This is a genomic window from Flavobacterium sp. (assembly GCF_046155325.1).
Taxonomy (GTDB): domain Bacteria; phylum Bacteroidota; class Bacteroidia; order Flavobacteriales; family Flavobacteriaceae; genus Flavobacterium.
The window spans coordinates 1-5,724 of sequence record NZ_JBJXDQ010000105.1 but is presented as its reverse complement, the minus strand read 5'-3'; the positions used below and the strand labels follow the sequence as shown (position 1 = coordinate 5,724).

General features: G+C 34.2%; 4 protein-coding genes. 2 read left to right on the top strand and 2 right to left on the bottom strand.

The window, feature by feature from the left end; all coding sequences use genetic code 11:
• Nucleotides 1-215 precede the first annotated feature (215 nt).
• Nucleotides 216-1,130, top strand: a complete 915-nt coding sequence (locus ACKVOD_RS07230; protein ID WP_409208798.1) for a hypothetical protein — start codon at nucleotides 216-218, stop codon at nucleotides 1,128-1,130.
• A gap of 125 nt (nucleotides 1,131-1,255) precedes the next feature.
• On the opposite strand, the gene ACKVOD_RS07225 is transcribed toward ACKVOD_RS07230, so the two are convergent.
• Nucleotides 1,256-2,053 carry a sterol desaturase family protein gene (locus tag ACKVOD_RS07225; RefSeq protein ID WP_409208797.1) on the bottom strand — a complete coding sequence of 266 codons (798 nt, stop codon included), beginning with the start codon at nucleotides 2,051-2,053 and terminating at the stop codon, nucleotides 1,256-1,258.
• Between the two features lie 419 nt (nucleotides 2,054-2,472).
• On the opposite strand from ACKVOD_RS07225, the gene ACKVOD_RS07220 reads away from it, so the two are divergent.
• Nucleotides 2,473-3,420, top strand: coding sequence for a prolyl oligopeptidase family serine peptidase (locus tag ACKVOD_RS07220; RefSeq protein WP_409208796.1), 948 nt, complete (start codon nucleotides 2,473-2,475; stop codon nucleotides 3,418-3,420).
• A 209-nt stretch (nucleotides 3,421-3,629) separates the two neighbouring features.
• Here ACKVOD_RS07220 and ACKVOD_RS07215 read toward each other — a convergent pair whose 3' ends face one another.
• Nucleotides 3,630-4,184: a DinB family protein gene (locus ACKVOD_RS07215; RefSeq protein ID WP_409208795.1), complete on the bottom strand. Its 555-nt coding sequence runs from the start codon at nucleotides 4,182-4,184 to the stop codon at nucleotides 3,630-3,632.
• Between the last annotated feature and the right edge of the window lie 1,540 nt (nucleotides 4,185-5,724).

Here is a 5,724-nt window from a genome sequence, read left to right as displayed (position 1 = left end):
CTCAAAAAATCTTCATAACCCTGAGGTCCCGGGTTCAAATCCCGGTCTCGCTACATGAAAATCAAGGACTTACGTTAAATCGTGGGTCCTTTGTTGTTTCTGCGTGAGGTTTGCGTGAGGTTTTTGTCATTTTTCCTATGTATAAAGAACGAAACTATATGCGACCATAATTTCATATATCTTTAAATTAGGTAAACATAATTGAGTCTTATAATATGAAAAATTCAATCCTACTATTTTTATTACTATTTACTATTACATCTCAGGCACAAATGCTTAATGATACTCCATTTAATGCTAATGTAGTTCATCCAAAATTTAAGAAAGGTTATGGCCCAAAAATTTTAATTGATGCAGGGCATCATAATTTTGTAGTTGAGTTAGGTTTGAACAAACCTTTGTTTGATGTTGCAAGCTCCGATGGGTATCAAATAAAGATCGATTCTATGCAATTCACGAAGGAGTATTTGTCAAATTATAACATTGTAGTTATTTGGCCAGCAATGCCATTTAAATTTGGTTCTAAAAATCAAGTTACAGATGAAATTACTTTTACAACAGATGAATTGAATGCTTTACATGACTGGGTATCCAATGGTGGGTCCTTGCTTATGTTTAGTGAACATGCTCCAATAGATAAATCCGTCACGCCTTTATTTAATAAGTTTGGAATTCAATTAAGTACTGGTATTGTCGTTGATTCCCTTAATAGTGATACGCCTATTGAAATGCCTAGTTGGAAGTATTCCTTTCTTAAGTTTACAAGTAAGAATGGACTTTTAAATACGGAACATCCTATTACTAAGGGGGAGAAAAAAAATGAGCGTATAAGTAATATTTTGACTATTGGAGGAAGTGGATTGACTGGAGATGGCTATACAAATATCTTGAAACTGTCTAGCTCTGCAATGATAAAAAAATGGAATGGAACTATGCCTTCTGGAACTCCAAATTCACAATGCCTAGCAGGTAACGTTGGTAAAGGAAAATTAGCTGCATTAGGAGATTGCAACGGATTTACTGCCATGTCTTTAAAATCAGGAGGGTATAAACTATCTGCAGGTATGCAAGTTTCAGGGTACGATTGGAAACAATTTGTGCTCAATACATTGCATTGGCTTTCACTATAAGCATACGTTAAATTGTGGGTCCTTTGTTGTTTCTGTGTGAGGTTTTTGTAATTTCTTACCGAATACACGAACCTTTAATAGAAGCACTGAACCCCACTTGCGTCTAGGTGCTGTTGTAGGCAGCTTTATTTTTTTACATTTATAAAAGGGCTTTTGAGTAGGTACCAAAACGTTTGCCTTTCTGGATTATCAAATTCTTCAAGACCATATTTTATTTCTTCTACTGGTAGTTCTTTATATGTGTTAAATAGTTTGTCCCAAAAAATTAAAAGCAAACCGTAATTAGAGTCAGTAAATACCTGTTGTTGGTGATGATGTATTTTATGCAAATTGGGTGATACAATTACTCTTCCAAATGTTTTGTCAAACCACTTAGGCATTATAACATCCGTATGATGTAGCACCAATAACGGCATATAAACAATAAGCCAGAATATAAGAACTGTCCCGTCAAGTCCAAACATAAACGCTGCTACAATGGCTGCTAAATTATCTCCCAATGCCTCCAGTGGATGAAATCGATATGTTGTAGAACTGTCCATAGTCGTATCACTATGATGAACCCTGTGAAAACGCCAAAGCAGAGCCCAAGTATGATTTAGTCTATGTGCCCAGTAATTTACTAAGTCTATCCAAACGAGACCTGCAATTACCTGTAAATAAAAGGGAACTGAAATCCAGTTGAAAAGTCCAATATGTTCGTTTGCTGCCCAGTCTAAAACTTTAATAACGAATGTTGCTAATCCAAAATTCATTATAATGTATCCGATTTGTAGGAAAATATTGCCTATCAAATGTGGGCTTCTTTTGAGAAAAGATTTAGTAGAGAAAAAAATCTGTTCTACAGAAAATAGTAAGGTGAGCATTACTGCCAGAAAAATGTCTGGTTTGATAGTGGTTATATATTCATAAATTTTTTCCATTCTATTTGGTTTTATATGTATTTACAAGTTGCCTAGAACGTCATTCGGCTTAGCGAAGGTGGCAGAATAACAGCATAATTCCATAAAAAAGTACCAAAATGAAGTCATCGTGGGTCCTTTGTTGTTTCTGCGTGAGGTTTTTGTCATTTCTTACCGAATACACGAACCTTTAATGCTGATATTTCCATTACGACTTTTTCAGAGATGATGCAACTTCACATCTTTTCGACCTTTGCCTCTGGCAAGATTAAATAATTGTTAATATGTAATATTTGTAACACAATATTATTATATTACTTAAGTTGTGAACAGTGGAGACTAGAACCCACTTTAAAAAACGACCTGCCCCGATGGGTTATTTCGGGGGACGTATCCGAAAAGCCATATGAGTTGAGTAGGGAAACTATTAATTAATAAATATGAAAAAAATTAGTATAGCTCTTTTAATGACTATTTGTATTTGGTCATGCAGTCAATCACCAAAACCGGCTGACAATGTTTCAACTTCAAAAGTTACAGACGCTAAAGACTTCACTATAATGGCAGACATTGTTTATGGTCATGACTATGGAATGGCTATGACTTATGATGTCTATGTACCAAGCCATCCAAATGGCGCAGGTATAATTTTGATTAATAGTGGTGGGTGGAAATCTCCTTATGATACATATAAGGTTGTGGATAATGGTAAATATAGATTTACGACCGATAAAGAAATGTTAGCATCTGATAGTTGGCCAATATTAAGTCCTAAAAAATTAGTTTTAAATGGATACACAGTATTTGAAGTACGCCATGGTAGCGAACCAAAATTTGAAATGCCCGAAATAGTTTCGCATGTACGAAGAGCAGTACGATTTATTGTACACCACGCTAAGGACTATGGAGTTGATGCTGACAGAATTGGGCTTTGGGGAGGCAGTGCTAGCGGTCATCTTGCCTTATTGATTGGCTTATCTTCCGAATTACCACTTCACAATGCAAAGGAGCAATGGGAAAGAAATACGATTTCAATCTCTGGTATTGTAGTATTTGCAGCACCCACAGATCTGCAAAAATTTGTGACGGACAATCCTAAAGAAATTGAAAATCGACCAGTATTAAGATTAAATGAGGAACAATACAAAAAATATTCGCCTGTTCACTATGCTACAAAAGACGATCCCCCTACTCTTATAATGCATGGCAATACAGATGAAATTGTACCACTTGTTCAGGGAAAATTAATGCACAAAGCACTAGAGAGAGCTGGCATAACATCTAAGTTTATTGAGTTTGAAAAAACAACTCACACACCCACACTTGAACAAGCAGCAAAAGGTATTGAAGAAACCCTATTCTGGTTTAATAAATATCTCAAAAATTAATTTGTCATCTACTAACTCGATTTTTAAAAAATTATAGAATATACACTCTGCGTGAGGAAAACACCCCATGAATTCGGTTAAAATCGGTTGATTTCGGTTTTGTCAAAACATAACCCATTACAAATCAATGCTCTCATTATCTCAAAAAATCTTCATAACCCTGAGGTCCCGGGTTCAAATCCCGGTCTCGCTACATCATAATCAAGGATTTATGTTAAATCGTGGGTCCTTTGTTGTTTCTGCGTGAGGTTTTTTGTTTTTAATAATTCAAAGTGATGAGCCGTATGGAAGGAAGTAAAGCAGGCTAGCTCTCTTAAGGTTACCTTACCTAATATGGGGTGGGGTAATCTATAGCGATCTAATGCATTATCGGAATGATCATTTATTTTATCAATGAATAATTGATTCAATGTTGCATGCTTTTGAATTAAATGATTTTTTGATTCAAATAAGACTGGTTTTGGGATATAGATAGAAGGAGATTTTGCGCCGCCTTCTAAAGCATTTTTATATAATGTTTGAAGTAGCTGAAAGGACCTTGCTTCATTTTTATTGATACCATACATTAGCTGTAATAAAGGTTTAGGTAATGTAAATCCTATGTTGACTATTTTGAGTACTTTAATTAAATGCACTAAATCTTGACCTGCAGACCATTTATGATTTATATTAATTTCAAATTCATCTTTATTTAAATACTTTACTAATTCATTAAATTGAATTACATTTTCATCAAGTGATTTTATTATAGTTTTTTTATCCATATGACACTTTCTATTTATTTATGAATTGGATGTTTATTCAGATTTACTAAGGGTAAAATATTCCTTTGCTAGATGCTAATTTCCAAATGCTATAGGAATGAAACACCGCAATAAATAAATTACATATAATTACAGGGTTGGTTAAAGTTCCTACCATTATGGGGCTTAATACTTTATAAACCACTTGAACTAATAGAAGTGCCATTACAAATTTTGGGTCAAATTTGAATAAAAACACCACTGAGAAGATAAGTATAGTAAGATATATAGACAAAAGAATACCAAGTGCGGGTGTTTCAATCCCGTAAGAATCAATTACCAAATTACTTTTTAGGAGTATACTGGAACACACAGGAATTAGTACCAGAATATTAAGTAGCAGTGATAATCTCGGGAATAGCATTTGTTTTGGATCCATAATGATTGGATTTTATTAGTCAAAAATAATAAATCAATCAAGGATTTCAAATTTGAACCTTTGCGTGAGGAAAACACCCCCTGAATTCGACTGAAATCGGTCAGTTTCGGTTTAGTGAAATCATAACTAACTACAAATCAACGCCTTCATTTTCTCAAAAAATCTTCATAACCCTGAGGTCCCGGGTTCAAATCCCGGTCTCGTTACAAAGCCTGTCAAAAAGGTGACAGGCTTTTTTTATGCGAAGCCGCGAAACAAGTTCGATTGATTGAGTGGATGAGTGTTAAAAAAGACAAACGCAAATCATAGATTTGTGTTTGAAAGGCTTTGGGTAAGGCGAACTGTTGGGGATGACAGCGTAGTGAAACGAAGCTGGCAATCCCGTTAAATCGTGGGTCCTTTGTTGTTTTAATGCAGTTTAGGTTTTGTTAGAACTTTTTTTATTTTAATTATTATTCCTATGAGGATTATCAGATAAGTAATACTTGATAATATCAATTTAAAAGAGTTGATTCCAGATCCTATCGAAACTAATGTTTCTGATATTGGACCTGAATTTAAATAGGTTTTTAGCATAACTAATTCAAAGTAATTCTCTGCCCAATCGGCAATCATACATAAAATAGGAATAATCAATAATAGACGCCTGTTATTAAAAAAGTACATAATCCAAGATGCGTACATCAAAGTATAAACAAATGCAAAAATTGCGTCCCAAATTTGAAGAAATTTACTATAACAAAGAAGTTGCTCCTGGGTCCTTGATTCAAAGAATTTTTGAACCATTTCTAAAGAGTAAGAGAAAGAAAGACCTAATGAATTTACTCCAGCATCTAGTTTGAAGCAGCTACTAAAAGGAGCTAAAATGTATGTTATGTATAAGAAAAAAACTATAGTAAAACCTATAGCTAAGCATAGAGCTCGATTATTCTTGAAATATTTAATCATTTTGATGATTTTTTATTCCTAATTGGTTTTATCAAATACGGTCTTCCAGGAACGCTCGCCATCCCATATATTTGATTTTGCAATGGATTGAATAGTAATAGACTTACCATCATCACTCAACCTCCAAACCTCTGTAACGTTTGTATATGCTTGTTCCTTAACATTTGGATTGTA